Consider the following 14,613-nt stretch of genomic DNA (forward strand, 5'->3'; position numbering starts at 1 on the left):
GGTGACCGAACCCACCCGAACGGTTGCTACCCGTGAGTAGGATTTGCCCGCCGGTACCGATACGCTGCACACATGCCGTATCTGGAACGTGATGGGGATGTGTTCGTGCTCTACCTCGGCAACGAGGGACAGACCGACAGTGAGAACCGCTTCCACCCGGACTGGATCGCCGAGATCCACGCCCACCTCGACACCGTCGAGGCGTCCGAGGGTCCCGCCGCGCTGGTCACCACCGCCGCCGGGAAGTTCTTCAGCAACGGCCTCGATACCGACTGGCTGTTCGCCAACCTGGATCAGATGCACGGCTACCTCGACCGCGTGCATTCGATCTACACCCGCCTGCTGACCTTCCCGATGGCGACCGTCGCCGCCATCAACGGCCACGCCTTCGGCGCCGGCGCCATGCTGGCCACCTCGCACGACTTCCGGTTGATGCGCGCCGACCGCGGCTTCTACAGCCTGCCCGAGGTGCACCTGGGGATGCCGTTCACCATCGGGATGAACGCCCTGCTCACCGAGCGGCTCACCAACCAGGTCGCGGTGAAGGCCATGACCACCGGGCATCGCTTCCCGGCCGACGAGGCGATCGCCGCCGGCATCGTCGACGGTAAGGCCGAGGCCGACGCGCTCGTCGCCGCCGCGGTCGCGCAAGCGGCGGCCCTGGCCGGTAACCGCAAGCCGAACCTGCCGGTGATCAAGCGCGCCCTGCACGCGAACGCGCTGGCCGGGCTCGCCGTGCCGACCACCCCGGAGAACCTGGCGTTCGCCGCCGGATAACCCCGCGGGCTCCCTCCCGCCACGCCGCCGCCATGGTGGCCTGCGGACCGGTCGGTGCGCAGTGCGACACTGAATGCCATGTCACCCCCGCGCAGCGGCCGGTCCGACCAGCGCAGCGCCGATCATGTCCGGCGCGGCGAGGCTGCCGCGCGTCATGGCGACGGGAGATCGCGCCCGGACCCGGCCCTCGCGCTGCGGTCCGACGCCGCCGTCGCCGCCGCCCGCGATGAGCTGATCGGGCTGTCGCATTCGATCCACGCCGAACCCGAACTCGCCTTCGCCGAGACCCGCAGCGTCGCCAAGGTGATCGAACCGCTGGCCGCGCGCGGGTTCGAGATCGAGACCGGCGTCGCCGATCTACCCACCGCCTTCCGCGCCCGCTACGGCAGCGGCGAACTCACCGTCGGGCTCTGCGCCGAGTACGACGCGCTGCCCGAGATCGGGCACGCCTGCGGGCACAACATCATCGCCGCGAGCACGGCCGGCGCGGCGCTCGGGCTGGCCGAGGTGGCCGATGCGCTCGGCATCACGGTGGTCGTGCTCGGCACACCCGCCGAGGAGAGCGGCGGCGGCAAGATCCTGATGCTCGAGCGCGGCGTCTTCGACGACATCGCGATGGCGATGATGGCCCATCCCGGCCCGTACGACATCGTCGGCGCGCGCTCGCTGGCGCTGGCCGATCTGTCGGTGGTCTTCCACGGCCGCGAAGCGCATGCCAGCGCCGCCCCTGAGCAGGGCCGCAACGCCGGGGACGCGGTCACCGTGGCGCAGGTCGCCATCGGCTTGCTGCGTCAGCACCTGCGGCCCGGCCAGCAGCTGCACGGTATAGTCGGCGACGGTGGCGTAGCCCCCAACATCGTGCCCGGACGTGCGGAACTGCTGTACTACCTACGCGCAGCCGACTCCGCATCCCTCGGCGAACTGATGCGACGCGCATCCGATTGCTTCGAGGCGGGCGCCCTCGCGACCGGCTGCACCCACGACATACGGACGCTCGCGCCCACCTATACCGAGCTCACCCCCGATCCGGCATTACTGTCTGCCTATCGAGAGCAGATCGCCGGCCTCGGACGGACGCCGATCGCGCCCGAGCTCGAAGCGCAGCGCCCGCTCGGGAGCACGGACATGGGCAACGTCACCAACGTCATCCCGGGGATACACCCGGTCATCGGGATCGATGCCGATGGTGCGGTGACGCATCAGCCCGGTTTCGCCGCGGCCAGCGTCAACGCCTCGGCCGACCGAGCGGTGATCGATGCGGCGACGGCGCTCGCGCGTACCGCGATCGCGGTCGCCGGCGATGCACTACACAGGGACAGGTTGTTGCAACGGCTCGTTCAGCGACAGGAGGAAATTCGGTGAGTAGCCCGGCGGCGCGAGCGACAGGGCCGGAAGAGGCAGCGCGTGTGAGCACGCAGCCACCCGTAACCACGAAGGCCACCGGGGGTGCCGCCCTATCGAAGGCGACGCGAACCGGCCAGGACGTGGTCGACGCGTGGCTGGCCGAGCACACCGTCGACCTCATCCAGTGGCGCCGCCACATCCACGCCAACCCGGAGCTGTCCCGCACCGAGTTCGGCACCACCGAATTCGTCGCCACCTGGCTCACCAAAGCCGGCCTCACCCCGCGCGTGCTGCCCGGCGGCACCGGCCTGATCTGCGATATCGGCCCGGACACCCCGCGCCTGGCACTGCGCGCCGACATGGACGCGCTGCCCATGCAGGAGTTCACCGGCCTGAGCTTCGCCTCCACCGTGCCCGGCGTCTCGCACGCGTGCGGGCACGACGCGCATACCACCATCCTGCTCGGCACCGCGCTGGCGCTGGCCGAGGCCGACCTGCCGGTCGGCGTGCGACTGGTGTTCCAGCCGGCCGAAGAGGTGATGCCGGGCGGCGCGCTCGATGTGGTCGCCGCAGGCGCCATGGAGGGCGTGGAGCGGATCTTCGCGCTGCACTGCGATCCGCGGCTGGAAGTGGGCCGGGTCGGTGTGCGGGTGGGGGCGATCACCTCGGCCGCCGACACCGTCGAGCTGGTTCTCGATTCGCCCGGCGGACACACCTCACGTCCGCATCTGACCAGCGATCTGGTCTATGCCATCGGTACGGTGATCACCGGCCTGCCAGGGCTGCTGAGCCGGCGGATCGATCCGCGCACCAGCACCGTCATGGTGTGGGGTGCGGTCAGCGCGGGCAAGGCGCCCAACGCGATACCGCAGACCGGCATGCTCACCGGCACCGTCCGCACCGGCGACCACGCCACCTGGTCACTGCTGGAGCCCATGGTGCACGAGATCGTCGACGGGCTGCTGGCGCCCACCGGCGTGCGGTATCAGCTCAACTACCGTCGCGGCGTTCCGCCGGTGGTCAACGACGAGCACTCCACCCGGATGTTCGAGGAGGCGATCCGCGCTGTCGGGCCCGACGCGCTCGCCGACACGCCGCAGTCCGGCGGCGGCGAAGACTTCTCCTGGTACCTGGAAGAAGTCCCTGGTGCGATGGCGCGGCTGGGCGTGTGGTCCGGTGAGGGCGAGCAGCTCGACCTGCACCAGCCGACGTTCGACATCGACGAACGCGCGCTGGCGGTCGGAGTGCGGGTGCTGAGCAACATCGTGCTCCAGGCGGGCTGATCAGGCCGAGAAATTCCCAGGGCCGACGTTGCGGCTGTTGCGGGTGCGCAGGGCGTGCACGTATTCCTCGGGCGCGCCCGCCTTCTCCGCGGCGTCGGCCATCACACCCAGATAGCGGGCCGACGGCAGCCCGCCCTCATAGGCGTCGAGGACATACAGCCAGGCCAGGATGGGTTCGGTGCCGCTACCGGGATTCGGGGTGACGCGCAGCCGGATCTTGCGGTGGATCCCGAAATCGGAGCCCTCCCAGCGGTCCAGCCGCTGCTCGTCCTCCGGGGAGACGTCATAGAGCACGACGAAGACCCGGGAACCGGGTTCCTCCACGACGGTGGCGAGCGGGCCTTCCCAGCCGATGTCGTCGCCACTGAAGGTGAGGCGCCAGCCCTCCAGCCACCCCGTCCCGAACATCGGGGAGTGCGGACAGCGCTCGAGCATCTGGGACGAGTCCATGTTGGACCCGTAAGCGGCGTAGATCGGCACGAGGAAAGGGTAACCGGTATCGGATTTGCCGTGCTCGCGGCGCGGCCTACCGCAACGCGGCGGCAGGGCCGAGGGCGGATAACGTTGACGGGCGAACCGGAGATCCCGGTGCAACTGCTCGAGCGGAGGTATCCATGACCCGCATTGCGATCATCGGTGGCGGACCGGCCGGATACGAGGCCGCACTGGTGGCGGCCCAGCACGGCGCCGAAGTCACGCTGATCGATTCCGACGGCATCGGCGGAGCGTGCGTGCTGTGGGACTGCGTGCCGTCGAAGACCTTCATCGCCTCGACCGGGGTGCGCACCGATCTGCGCCGCGCCCGCGATCTCGGCATCACCCTCGATCCCAGTCAGGCCACGGTGTCGTTGCCGGAGGTGCACTCGCGGGTGAAGGCGCTGGCGCTGGCCCAGTCCTCGGACATCCGCTCGAAGTTGCAGACCGTCGGGGTGACGGTGCTGGCCGGCCGCGGCCAGTTGATCGATTCGGGCACCGGCCTGGCCGCGCATCGGGTGCGCGCCGCGCTCGCCGACGGCACCGAGCAGATCATCGAGGCCGAGGTGGTGCTGATCGCCACCGGTGCCAGCCCGCGGGTGCTGCCCGGCGCCGAACCCGACGGCGAGCGCATCCTCACCTGGCGTCAGCTCTACGACCTGACCGAACTGCCGGAGACGCTGGTGGTGGTGGGTTCCGGTGTCACCGGCGCCGAATTCGTGTCCGCCTACACCGAAATGGGCGTCCAGGTGAAGCTGGTGTCCAGCCGTGACCGGGTGCTGCCCGGTGAAGACGCCGACGCGGCGCTGGTGCTGGAGGACGCGCTGGCCGAGCGCGGTGTCGAGCTGGTCAAGCACGCACGCGCCGACGCCGTGGAGCGCACCGCCGACGGCGTCGTGGTCAAACTGGCCGACGGGCGCACCGTCTCCGGTTCGCATGCGCTGATGACCGTCGGTTCCACGCCCAATACCGACGATCTCGGCTTGGAGCGCGTCGGCATCGAACTCGACCGCGGGTACCTGCGCGTCGACCGGGTCTCGCGCACCTCGGTGCCCGGCATCTACGCCGCGGGCGACTGCACCGGCCTGCTGCCGCTGGCCTCGGTGGCCGCCATGCAGGGCCGCATCGCGATGTACCACGCGCTCGGCGAGGGCGTGAATCCGATCCGGCTCAAGACCGTCGCCTCGGCGGTGTTCACCCGGCCGGAGATCGCCACCGTCGGCGTCAGCCAGACCGCCATCGACAACGGCGAGGTGCCCGCCCGCACGGTGATGCTGCGGTTGAACACCAATCCGCGCGCGAAGATGTCCGGGCTGCGCCGCGGCTTCGTCAAGATCTTCTGCCGTCCGGCCACCGGTGTGGTCATCGGCGGTGTGGTGGTGGCGCCGATCGCCTCCGAGCTGATCCTGCCGATCGCCCTTGCGGTGCAGAACAATCTGACCGTCACCGACTTGGCGCAGACCTTCTCGGTGTATCCGTCGCTGACCGGATCGGTGACCGAGGCCGCTCGCCAGCTCATGCGGCACGACGATCTGGACTGAGTCGGCGGTTCGACCGGCGTGTCGAGTGTTCCTGTGAGTGGGTAGGTTTCGTCACGTTGCCTGGGCGGGACAGTTGTGGTTCACTTCCGGCAGAGATGCGATCGATGGGTGGTCGTGAGGTTTGGTGTCGGGGGGAATTCCTTTCCTGACGCGAACGGCGGGCAGCCTGGGCTGTTGGCAGTCCGAGCGTCTCACCAAAGACAGCTGAGTGTGGTCGATGACCGCACCCGGGAAAGGGATTGGGCGAAAAGTGAAACATCGTAAGCCGAGTCGGGCGCAGCGAGCGATGGCGAGCACTTCGTTGCCGCTGGCCACCGCGGCCGCCGTAGCCACTCTGTTCGCATCGCCGGCGGGGGCCGTTCCGAACGATCAGCCCGAGGCCCCGGCGCCGACGCAGGACGAGTCGCCGAGCCAGCCGGGTACCACGCAGCCGGAGCAGTCGCAGTCGCCGACGCAGCCGGGCGTCACCGACCCGGCGAAGCCGGAGAACCCGCAGGGCAACGCCACGCCGAGCCAGCCGGGCGTCACCACCCCGAACACCGACAACGACCAGAAGGACCCGAAGCTGGCCGCCCCGCGCCAGCCCGGCGTCACCGCGCCGCGTGTCGCGCCGCTGCCGGTCCCCGGCCAGAGCGGTCCCGTGCAGCCGGTCGTCGTGCCGGATCAGGAGCCGGGCGAGACCGACCCGAACCGTCCCGGCGTCATCGACCCGCGTACCGAGGGTGTCGTGACTCCCGAGGACGGCAGCGAGGCGCAGCCGGCCATCGACGGTGAGACCGCCGAAGCCATCGAGCCCGGTACCGAGTCGGAGACCCAGACCCTGGTGCAGCCGCGCTGGGAGGCCCCGCGCATCGAGGCCGCGCCCGCTGCACCGGTCGTCGAGATGACGGGCCCGCACGCAGAGGTCGGCGCCACCATCGACGGTGGCGCACTGCTGCCCGGCCACCTGGCCAACACCCACCACTTCACCAACGAGGCCGGCTACGTCGGCACCATCGGCTACAGCACGCCGACCGGCCGTGGTGACGCGGGCATCTCGTGGGAGTTCCTCGACGAGAACCACATCAAGGTGAACACCTTCACCGGCGGTGCGGGTCTGGCCGACAACAAGTTCGAGACCGTTCTCGACACCACCCAGGTCAATGCCGCCAAGGCGACTGTCGAGCAGTGGATCGCGCAGCAGCCGGGCGGCGCCGCCGCGCTCGAAGCGGCCGCGCAGGTCAAGCTGCCGACTCTCGTGCAGCCGGGCGACATGGCTCCGCAGACGATCAATATCGCTGGCGTCACCACCCAGTGGGGTGGTTCACTCCAGTACTGATATGTGCTGAAGCGGCTATGTGCTGAATCGGCGGGTGGGGCGGTCGTTCGCGGCCGCCCCACACGTGTGTTGTGGGGAAAGGATTGGGTGTGTCCGGCGACGGCGAAGGCAAGGACAGCGGGTCCGGAGGATCGGATTTCGGCCCACCGGTAGGGGACTTCGGACCACCGGTCGGAGACTTCGGTCCGCCGGTCGGAGCCTTCGGACCGCCCACCACCGGTGGTCCCGGCTGGAAGCCCGAGCCCGCACCCGAGAAACCCGGTCTGACCTGGCGTCCGGCCGGTGAGCCCGCCCCCGAGCCGCCGGCGAGCGTGCCCGCACCGCCGCCACAGTTCCGCGCTCCGGACAGCACCACCTTCCCGGACAATCCGCCGCGCCCGCCGCGGCCGGAATCCGCCGACGCCGGCGAGGACCGCACCGTCCGGATGTCGGCCGACGACGACAGCAGCTGGTGGAATCGGCCGACCAAGTCCGGCGAGCCACCCACCCCGCCATCGGAGCCCGCGCGCGAGCCGGGCCTGTCCTGGGCCGACGATCCGATCGCCAAGCGCCTGACCCCGCAGTCGGTCACCGAGGCGCTGGCCCGCCCGGCCAAGAAGAAGCGCCCGCTGGGGCCGATCATCGCCGGATCGGCCGCGGTCCTGGCCGTGCTGGTCGCACTGACCGTGGTGATCGTCATGATGACCGGTGACGACAGTGGTGCGGAGACCGCTCAGGCGCCGACGACCACGGCCGCGCTCAGCTGTCCGGCGAGCAAAGACGGCAAGGTCACCGTCGGTAACGGCCCGGGTGATACCGCCAGCGGGGCGGGCGCGATTCTGGGGTACCAGCATGCGTTCTACACCGCTCGCGACGGCGCGAAGGCGCGCAGCTTCGCCGCCTCGGATGCGAACGTGCTGCCGGCCGCCGATCTGCAAAAGGTCATCGATGAGCAGATCCCGCAGGGCACGACCTACTGCCTGCGCATGACCGAACGGCAGCCGAACGTCTTCGACGTCGACCTGGCCGTGCATCAGCCCGACGGCACCACCAACCTCTACCCGCAGACCGTGCAGACGATCGACCAGAACGGCAAGCACTTGATCTTCGCCATCCTGGATCGCTGACCCGATCCGCCCGAGTGGCGGCTCACCCAGCGGCGATAGGAAACCGCTACTGCCCCAAGGGTTTTCGCTCGAACCGGCTATTGCCGCACCCGCTGGTGTCGGGTACTGTTCGAGCTGACTCTAGGGAGGGAGTATCCATGAAGAAATTGGTTGCCGGTGTCGCGCTCACGATCGGTCTGGTGGGGGTTGGCCCCGCGCTGGCGCCGTCCATCGCGGTGGCCGGGCCGTGTCAACCGGGCGTCAGCACGGACTGCAAGGACACCAAGAAGAAGCCGCCGTGCCAGCCGGGTGTCACGAAGGACTGCAAGGTTCCCTCGCGACGCTGATCCGCGCTTCGGCGAACGACCCCATCCCGTACTCGGGATGGGGTCGTTGTCGTTTATCCGTCCGCGGGGTGTCTCAAATCATGGGATGACTATTTCACATCATGGTCCTCGGTGTGCGACAGTGGGGAAGGCGCACCTCGCGTAATCCCTGGAGGTTCCATGTCGCAGCACCTTCCGCCGTTGGCCGCCCGCCTGTCCGGGCTGACCAGCTCGGCCATCCGTGACCTGCTCAAACTCACCGCGCGCGCGGAGATCATCAGCCTCGCCGGTGGTCTACCCGACGCCGCGCTGATGCCGGGCGAGCGGATCGCGGTAGCCGCCGACGCCGCGCTGCGCCAGGACGCCGCCCTGCAATACACCGAATCGCCCGGCTGGCGGCCGCTGCGTACCGTGCTCGCCGAACGGGAGAGCGCCCGGTTGGGCCGCACCGTCGCGCTGGACGAGGTGTTCGTCACCCACGGGTCGCAGCAGGCGCTGTCGCTGCTGTCGGAGGTGCTGCTCGATCCCGGCGCGCTCGTCGTCGTGGAAGACCCCGCTTACGTCGGTGCCCTCCAGGTGTTCCGGGCGGCGGGCGCGCGCATCGTCGCACTGCCGCTGGATGCCGAGGGTTTGCGGACGGACCTGCTGGGCGAGCTGCTCGCCGGCGGTGAACGTCCCGCCGTGGTGCACACGGTGAGTAACTTCCACAACCCGGGCGGCGTCACCATGAGTCCCGCGCGCCGGCAGGAACTGGCCGCCCTGGCCGAACGCTACGGCTTCTGGGTGATCGAGGACGATCCCTACGGTGAGCTGTGGTTCGATCGGCCCGCTCCGGCGCCCGTCGCGACCTACTCGCCGCAGGTGATCCGGCTCTCCAGCGCGTCCAAGATTCTCGCCCCGACGCTGCGGGTGGGCTGGATGGTCGCGCCGAGCCCGGTGTGCCGTGCGGTCGAGCTGCTCAAACAGGGCGCCGACCTGTGCGGTTCCGCGTTGACCCAGCAGATCACGGCCGATCTGCTCGCCGATACCGACTGGCTGACCGGCCATGTCGACACGGTGCGCGCCGCATACGCCGAACGCGCCCGGGCGCTGGTCAGCGCGCTGCGTGACCGTTTCGGTACTCGGCTCACCTGCTCCGATGCTGCCGGCGGCATGTTCATCTGGGCCGATTTCACCGACGGCACCGACACCGGGGCGCTACTGAACGATGCTCTGGCGGCCGGTGTCGCCTACGTGCCCGGTCGGGCGTTCTCGGTGAGCACCCCGTATCCGCATTCGCTGCGCATGTGCTTCACCACCGGCGCACCGGACGCGCTCGCCGAGGCGGTGGACCGGCTCGACCGCGCGGTCGCCGCGCAGGGTGCAGGTGCGACAGCCGAGCGTGAGGGCGTGACAGCGCAGCGTTGAGGCGCGGCGGCCAGGCGCCCGGGTGCCGTCGCGCAGCGTCAGCGCACGGCCGCACAGCGCCAGGGCCACTGCGCGGGCACACAGAACGCCGTGGTGGCCTCCTCGGCGGGTTTCACCGCGCAGCGTCGGGGCATGGCCGCACAGCGTCAGGGTGTCGCCGCGCAGCGTCAGCGGTGGCCGCGCACGATCGGGTTCAGTCGACCCAGTTGTACGTACGCTCGACGGCCTTGTTCCACGCATCCAGTCGCGCCCGGCGGTCGTCGTCGCTCATCGTCGGCTCCCAGGTCTTGTCCGCCGCCCAGTTGTCCTGGATGTCGTCGGTGCCCGCCCAATAGCCGACCGCGAGCCCGGCCGCGTACGCGGCGCCGAGCGCGGTGGTCTCGTTGACGACCGGGCGGACCACCGGCACACCGAGGATATCGGCCTGGAATTGCATGAGCAGTTCGTTGTTCACCATCCCGCCGTCGACCTTCAATGTGGTCAATTCCAGTCGCAGCTGCTGGGATTCGGCGTCCGCGCGCATGGCGTCGGTCACCTCGCGGGTCTGGAACGCGGTCGATTCGAGGACCGCCCTCGCCAAGTGGGCCTTGTTCACGAAGCGGGTGAGCCCGGTGATGACGCCGCGCGCGTCCGGCCGCCAGCGCGGGGCGAACAAGCCGGAGAACGCGGGCACGATGTAGGCGCCGCCGTTGTCCTCGACGCTGCGCGCCAGCGGTTCGATCTCGGCGGCCGAGGAGATGATGCCGAGATTGTCGCGGAACCATTGCACGAGTGAGCCGGTGACGGCGATGGAGCCTTCGAGCGCGTACACCGGCGCCTGCTCGCCGAGCCGGTAGCAGACGGTGGTGAGCAGCCCGTGTTTGCTGAACACCGGCGTGGTTCCGGTGTTGAGCAGCATGAAATTGCCGGTGCCGTAGGTGTTCTTGGCATCGCCGGGCGACAGGCAGGCCTGGCCGAAGGTGGCGGCCTGCTGATCGCCGAGGATGCCTGCCACCGGAACTCCGGCGAGCGGACCCGAGGTGATCTCCGCGTACACCTCCGAGGAGCTGCGGATCTGCGGCAGCATCGCGGTGGGCACCCCGAATTCGGCGCAGATCCGGTCATCCCATCGCAGCGTCCGCAGGTCCATCAGCATGGTGCGCGAGGCATTGGTGACGTCGGTCAGATGCTGTCCGGTGAGATTCCACAGCACCCAGCTGTCGATGGTGCCGAAGCACAGCTCGCCGGCCTCGGCGCGCTCGCGGGCGCCTTCGACATGGTCGAGGATCCAGCGCAGTTTCGGGCCGGCGAAGTAGGTCGACAGCGGCAGACCCGTCCGGTCCTGATACCGGGTGCGCCCCACCTCGCCCGCCAGCTCGGTGCACAGCGCCTCGGTGCGGGTGTCCTGCCAGACGATGGCATTGTGGATCGGCTTGCCGGTGGCGCGTTCCCAGACCACGGTGGTCTCACGCTGATTCGTCACGCCCACCGCCGCGATATCGGCGGCGGTGATGCCGGTGGCCGTCAGCGCGTCGCCGAGGACCTGTTCGGTGTTGTGCCAGATGGCCTCGGCGTCGTGCTCCACCCAGCCCGGCCGCGGGAACAACTGCTCGTGTTCGCGTTGCGCGATGCCCGCGACGCGGCCCGCGCGGTCGAAAACGATGCACCGACTCGACGTCGTCCCCTGATCGATGGCGGCCACATAGCGTCGCATTGGAGCAGGTTACCGGAACCCACGGCCGGTCACGGCCCGGTCGCGGCATCCAGGAACCGCACGCGCGCAAGGGCGTCGCAGGCGGGCGCGGGCCTCGCGGCGATAGGGTGTACACCGAAGCTCGAACGCGCCCGATCACAGACCACAACGTCGACCTCCGACGCTTGCGTCGGTTGGAGGAGCCGAGCATGACCAAGAAGCCCGATTCGCAGTTCCTCGGTCCGCAGCAGCGGCTGGATGCCTGGGCCCGGCTGGGCAAAGACCACTTCGACGTGGTCGTCGTCGGCGGCGGCGTGGTGGGCGCGGGCATCGCACTCGACGCCGCGACCCGTGGTTTGCGGGTGGCGCTGGTGGAGGCGCGCGATCTGGCCTCCGGGACGTCGAGCCGTTCGTCGAAGATGTTCCATGGCGGGCTGCGTTATCTGGAGCAGCTGGAGTTCGGGCTGGTCCGGGAGGCGCTGGCCGAACGTGAGTTGTCGATGTCGACGCTGGCGCCGCATCTGGTGAAACCGCTGCGCTTTCTCTACCCGCTCACCCACCGGGTGTGGGAGCGGCCGTATGTGGCGTCGGGTTTGTTGCTCTACGACACCATGGGCGGCGCGAAATCGGTTCCCGGGCAACGTCATCTGAGCAGGCACGGGGCACTGCGGTTGGCGCCCGGGTTGCGCCGGGATTCGATGATCGGCGGGATCAGCTATTACGACACCGTGGTCGACGATGCCCGCCACACCATGACCGTGGCCCGAACCGCCGCTCACTACGGTGCGGTGATCCGCACGTCGACGCAGGTGGTCGGCTTTCTGCGGGAGGCCGACCGGGTGGTCGGGGTGAAGCTGCGCGACAGCGAGGACGGGCGCACCACCGAGACCCGAGCGCACGTGGTGATCAATGCGACCGGCGTGTGGACCGACGAGATCCAGGCCCTGTCGCATCAGCGGGGACGGTTCCATGTGCGGGCGTCCAAGGGCGTGCACATCGTGGTCCCGCGCGACCGGATCGTCAGCGACGCGGCGATCATCCTGCGCACCGCGACGTCGGTGTTGTTCGTGATCCCCTGGGGCAGCCACTGGATCATCGGCACCACCGACACCGACTGGAATCTGGACCTGGCCCATCCGGCGGCGACCAAGGCCGATATCGACTATCTGCTCGAGCACGTCAACCGGGTGCTGGTCACCCCGTTGACGCACGACGATATCGACGGCGTGTACGCCGGGCTGCGGCCGTTGCTGGCAGGGGAGAGCGACGACACCTCCAAACTGTCGCGTGAGCACGCCGTCGCCCGGATCGCGCCCGGTCTGGTCGCCATCGCCGGCGGCAAGTACACCACCTATCGGGTGATGGCCTACGACGCCGTCGACGAAGCGGCGCAGGACATTCCGGCCCGGGTCTCGCCCTCGATCACCGAGAAGGTGCCGCTGCTCGGCGCCGACGGCTACTTCGCGCTGGTCAACCAGACCGTGCAGCTGGCCGAGGCCTACGGCGCGCACCCGTATCGGATCAAGCATCTGCTCGACCGCTACGGCTCGCTCATCGACGAGGTGATGGCCGTGGCCGAGGGCAAACCCGAGCTGCTGCAACCGCTCACAGACGCACCCTCCTACCTCCAGGTCGAGGTGGTCTACGCGGCCGCCGCCGAGGGGGCACTGCACCTGGACGACATCCTGGCCCGGCGCACCCGCATCTCCATCGAGTACTCCCATCGCGGCGCGGACTGCGCCGAACAGGTGGCCAGGCTGGTGGCACCGGTACTCGGCTGGGACGATGACGATGTCGACCGTGAGGTGGGTCTGTATCTGGCCCGCGTCGATGCCGAGATCCGTTCCCAGGCCGAGCCCGACGACGAATGCGCCGACGCGTTGCGGGTAGCGGCGCCGGAGCCGCGTCCGGAAATCCTGGAACCGGTACCGCTGGACCGGTGACGCTCGGGCAGGCGCGGCCGCACAGGCAAGGGCGCGCCCGCCCGCTGCCGAATCAGACTGCTGCCGCCTGCATCGCTCGCAGCTCACCGGCGTGGTGGGCGCTGAAGATCCGCACCTGATCGCCATTAGCCGCGATCAGTTCGCGCAGACGCTGCTGGTTGTTGACCCTGGCCTCGGGCACCGTCTGCACGATACGTTCGAAGGCGGCGATCCCGAGCGGTTGATGCGGGTGGGCTTCGAGGACGCCGGGGTGAAAGTACGAGTCGCCCGCGCTGAGCAGCCAGCCCTCGCCGGTATCGACCGCGACGCCGGCATGCCCGCGGGTGTGCCCAGCCAGCGGCACCAGCATGATTTCCGGCGGTAGACCGGCCAGCTCGCGGACCGCGTCGAAGCCGAACCAGGGCTCACCGTGTTCGCCGTGCACCTGCCATTTCGGCCCGTGGGCGAACTGGATCGCGCGGTAGCGGAACCGTTCTCGCGGACCGTAGGTACCCTCCAGCGCCCGCATCTCCTCGGCGTAGACGTGCACGCGCGCGTGCGGGAAATCGGCGAGACCGCCCGCGTGATCGAGGTCGAGGTGGGTCAGCACGATATCGCGGACGTCGTCGCGCCGATAGCCGAGCCGCTCGATCTGATGGGCGACGGTCCGTTCGAGATCGAGCACGGGATGGGTCATCTGCAGGAATTGGGTGCCGAGCCAGTCGGACGGGCGGCGCACCGCCTGCTCGCCGATGCCGGTCTCCACCAGCACCAGACCGGTGTCGTGCTCGATGAGCATGCAGTGACAGACCATTTCGCCGCGATGCAGCAGACCGCCGGAGCCGCTGATCAGGCGGCCGCCGAAGGGGCGCATCGTTCCACCGTCGAGGTGATGGATCTTCATCGGGACAACTCCTGGTCCATGAGGGTACGAAGGTGTTCGGCGACCGCGCGCAGGGGAGCGATATCGCGGTTGGTCTTGGCCAGCAGCAGCGCGCCTTCGACCATGGCGAGCGCGACGGTGGACAGCTGTTCGGCGCGTTCGGCGCCGATGCCTTTGGCGCGCAGGTATTCCGCGATGGTCACCCGCCAGGATTCGAACCCGCCCGCGCAGGCGGCTCGAATCGGTTCGCTGTCGGCGGCGTCGAGCGCGACCGAGGCCAGCGGGCAGGCGCGGGTGAAATCGGATTCGACGAGATTGGTGGCCAGTACGTCGACGACGGCGTCGATGTCGCCGTGGTCGAGCACGGCCGCGAGCCGCTCGCGCAACTGCTTGCCCGCCTGGTCGAGGGCCTCGGCGGCGAGTTGTTCCTTGCCGCCGGGGAAATGGAAATACAGCGAGCCCTTGGGCGCGCCGCCCGCGGTGACCAGCTGGTTGAGTCCGGTGGCGTGATAGCCCTGGGTGTGGAAGAGGTCGACGGCGGCGTCGATGAATCGTTGCCGGGAGTCCGTGCGTGTAGTCAC

The 14,613-nt window shown here is 69.4% G+C and carries 13 protein-coding genes; 9 read left to right on the plus strand and 4 right to left on the minus strand.

The genetic code is table 11. From position 1 onward, the window contains the following. Nucleotides 1-72: 72 nt before the first annotated feature. The 3 genes from RJ05_RS04975 (at nt 73) to RJ05_RS04985 (ending at nt 3,404) form a co-directional block, all read left to right on the plus strand. Entirely contained in the window at nt 73-777 is a 705-nt protein-coding gene (locus RJ05_RS04975) for an enoyl-CoA hydratase-related protein (RefSeq protein WP_036533569.1), read from the plus strand. A 78-nt stretch (nt 778-855) separates the two neighbouring features. Then, nucleotides 856-2,139 (plus strand): M20 family metallopeptidase, encoded by a 1,284-nt coding sequence (locus RJ05_RS04980; protein ID WP_228790918.1) that lies wholly within the window; start codon nt 856-858, stop codon nt 2,137-2,139. Between the two features lie 122 nt (nt 2,140-2,261). Next, on the plus strand, nt 2,262-3,404 hold the full coding sequence (locus RJ05_RS04985; RefSeq protein ID WP_036533571.1) for a M20 family metallopeptidase: 1,143 nt from the start codon (nt 2,262-2,264) through the stop codon (nt 3,402-3,404). On the opposite strand, the gene RJ05_RS04990 is transcribed toward RJ05_RS04985, so the two are convergent. Further along, nucleotides 3,405-3,884 (minus strand): gamma-glutamylcyclotransferase family protein, encoded by a 480-nt coding sequence (locus RJ05_RS04990; protein WP_014349306.1) that lies wholly within the window; start codon nt 3,882-3,884, stop codon nt 3,405-3,407. It lies immediately after the preceding gene. A 134-nt stretch (nt 3,885-4,018) separates the two neighbouring features. On the opposite strand from RJ05_RS04990, the gene RJ05_RS04995 reads away from it, so the two are divergent. From RJ05_RS04995 to RJ05_RS05015, 5 genes are all read left to right on the plus strand, one after another. Continuing rightward, nucleotides 4,019-5,419 (plus strand): NAD(P)H-quinone dehydrogenase, encoded by a 1,401-nt coding sequence (locus RJ05_RS04995; RefSeq protein WP_036533573.1) that lies wholly within the window; start codon nt 4,019-4,021, stop codon nt 5,417-5,419. A gap of 286 nt (nt 5,420-5,705) precedes the next feature. Further along, nucleotides 5,706-6,737, plus strand: coding sequence for a hypothetical protein (locus tag RJ05_RS05000; RefSeq protein ID WP_051016257.1), 1,032 nt, complete (start codon nt 5,706-5,708; stop codon nt 6,735-6,737). 89 nt (nt 6,738-6,826) lie between these two features. Continuing rightward, nucleotides 6,827-7,843 carry a DUF8176 domain-containing protein gene (locus tag RJ05_RS05005; RefSeq protein ID WP_036533700.1) on the plus strand — a complete coding sequence of 339 codons (1,017 nt, stop codon included), beginning with the start codon at nt 6,827-6,829 and terminating at the stop codon, nt 7,841-7,843. Between the two features lie 137 nt (nt 7,844-7,980). Next, nucleotides 7,981-8,169: a hypothetical protein gene (locus tag RJ05_RS05010; RefSeq protein ID WP_036533575.1), complete on the plus strand. Its 189-nt coding sequence runs from the start codon at nt 7,981-7,983 to the stop codon at nt 8,167-8,169. 159 nt (nt 8,170-8,328) lie between these two features. Beyond that, nucleotides 8,329-9,555 (plus strand): aminotransferase-like domain-containing protein, encoded by a 1,227-nt coding sequence (locus RJ05_RS05015; protein ID WP_036533576.1) that lies wholly within the window; start codon nt 8,329-8,331, stop codon nt 9,553-9,555. Nucleotides 9,556-9,748: 193 nt separating this feature from the next. Here the strand turns inward: RJ05_RS05015 and glpK are convergent, their stop codons facing one another. Then, entirely contained in the window at nt 9,749-11,248 is a 1,500-nt protein-coding gene (gene glpK / locus RJ05_RS05020; protein ID WP_036533578.1) for a glycerol kinase GlpK, read from the minus strand. A 188-nt stretch (nt 11,249-11,436) separates the two neighbouring features. Between glpK and glpD the strand changes: the two genes are divergently transcribed. Continuing rightward, nucleotides 11,437-13,170: a glycerol-3-phosphate dehydrogenase gene (gene glpD / locus RJ05_RS05025; protein ID WP_036533580.1), complete on the plus strand. Its 1,734-nt coding sequence runs from the start codon at nt 11,437-11,439 to the stop codon at nt 13,168-13,170. Between the two features lie 52 nt (nt 13,171-13,222). Here glpD and RJ05_RS05030 read toward each other — a convergent pair whose 3' ends face one another. Together RJ05_RS05030 and RJ05_RS05035 are read right to left on the minus strand one after the other, a co-directional pair. Next, on the minus strand, nt 13,223-14,053 hold the full coding sequence (locus RJ05_RS05030; protein WP_036533582.1) for an MBL fold metallo-hydrolase: 831 nt from the start codon (nt 14,051-14,053) through the stop codon (nt 13,223-13,225). Next, on the minus strand, nt 14,050-14,613 hold the full coding sequence (locus RJ05_RS05035; RefSeq protein WP_036533583.1) for a TetR/AcrR family transcriptional regulator: 564 nt from the start codon (nt 14,611-14,613) through the stop codon (nt 14,050-14,052). Before RJ05_RS05035 ends, RJ05_RS05030 begins: the two co-directional genes overlap by 4 nt.

Origin of the sequence: Nocardia cyriacigeorgica NBRC 100375, from assembly GCF_000308555.1 — a bacterium.
Classification (GTDB): domain Bacteria; phylum Actinomycetota; class Actinomycetes; order Mycobacteriales; family Mycobacteriaceae; genus Nocardia; species Nocardia cyriacigeorgica.

Bases quoted from the DNA above. Each gene is read 5' to 3' on its own strand.
- RJ05_RS04975 (WP_036533569.1), top strand. From the start codon at position 73: ATGCCGTATCTGGAACGTGATGGGGATGTGTTCGTGCTCTACCTCGGC.
- RJ05_RS04980 (WP_228790918.1), top strand. From the start codon at position 856: ATGTCACCCCCGCGCAGCGGCCGGTCCGACCAGCGCAGCGCCGATCAT.
- RJ05_RS04995 (WP_036533573.1), top strand. From the start codon at position 4,019: ATGACCCGCATTGCGATCATCGGTGGCGGACCGGCCGGATACGAGGCC.
- RJ05_RS05000 (WP_051016257.1), top strand. From the start codon at position 5,706: ATGGCGAGCACTTCGTTGCCGCTGGCCACCGCGGCCGCCGTAGCCACT.
- RJ05_RS05010 (WP_036533575.1), top strand. From the start codon at position 7,981: ATGAAGAAATTGGTTGCCGGTGTCGCGCTCACGATCGGTCTGGTGGGG.
- RJ05_RS05015 (WP_036533576.1), top strand. From the start codon at position 8,329: ATGTCGCAGCACCTTCCGCCGTTGGCCGCCCGCCTGTCCGGGCTGACC.
- glpK (WP_036533578.1), bottom strand. From the start codon at position 11,248: ATGCGACGCTATGTGGCCGCCATCGATCAGGGGACGACGTCGAGTCGG.
- glpD (WP_036533580.1), top strand. From the start codon at position 11,437: ATGACCAAGAAGCCCGATTCGCAGTTCCTCGGTCCGCAGCAGCGGCTG.
- RJ05_RS05030 (WP_036533582.1), bottom strand. From the start codon at position 14,053: ATGAAGATCCATCACCTCGACGGTGGAACGATGCGCCCCTTCGGCGGC.